Genomic DNA, 830 nt, shown 5'->3' on the forward strand with positions numbered 1-830 from the left:
CGATATATGTGCCAAAAAAAGCGAGCGACCTTGAGTTTGTCGGAAGATACGCTTCCTGGCATCAGGCGATAAGAGGCGAGTTTTTCGGGCAAGCCTAGTGCAGATTCACCTTCGCGAAGCATATCTAGCCACAGCGCGTAATCCTCGTGCCCTCTGTTAGGAAATTCCCGCTTTCCGAATCTCTTCGTTTCATAGACAACGGTCAGGCAACCGATTGTGTTGCGCTTGAGAAGTTCTCGATATCCGGCGCGGCGCGGCGGGACAAAAGCCCCGATTTTCTGGCCGAATGGATCAATAACGGTATAGCCCGAACAGCAGATGACAGCGTTCGTATCGCGCATTGCCTGCGTTTGCCGTTCCAGTTTCTGCGGTAGCCAGACATCATCGGCATCGAGAAAGGCGATGTACCTTCCAGACGCCGCACGCGTGGCAACATTTCGCGGTATTGCGGGGCTTCCGCTGTTTCGTTCAGTGCGTAACACTCTGATACGGCTATCAAGGCGGGAATAATCCTCGATGATTTGCGCGGTGCTATCGCATGACCAGTCATCCACCACCAGGAGTTCCCAATCTTCAATCGTTTGCCGCTTTACCGACTCGATCGCAGATGCAATCGTCGCTGCGGCATTGTACGCAGGCATGATTACACTAACCAAAGGCATTGAGGACTTTTCCTTATTGTCGACCCGCCGTTAACCTTCATCGCAGTCGCCTGTCAATTCGTTGAAGGACCACACTGGTCCACTTTCGGCGGCCATTTGGTCATAGCGTATACGATCTGCGCTACGTACTCGGATGCTTGACTGTGCTGTTCGCGGCAAATGCAACGC

Annotated in this window: 1 protein-coding gene; it reads right to left on the reverse strand. The window is 53.0% G+C overall.

Annotation, left to right across the window (positions count from 1 at the left end; all coding sequences use genetic code 11):
• The coding region (locus tag AB1462_RS31400) for a glycosyltransferase family 2 protein (RefSeq protein WP_367248952.1) at positions 1 to 662 on the reverse strand (662 nt) is incomplete at its 3' end.
• Positions 663 to 830 lie beyond the last annotated feature (168 nt).

It is taken from the genome of Pseudomonas sp. SB113, from assembly GCF_040754745.1.
In the GTDB taxonomy this organism is placed as follows: domain Bacteria; phylum Pseudomonadota; class Gammaproteobacteria; order Pseudomonadales; family Pseudomonadaceae; genus Aquipseudomonas; species Aquipseudomonas grimontii.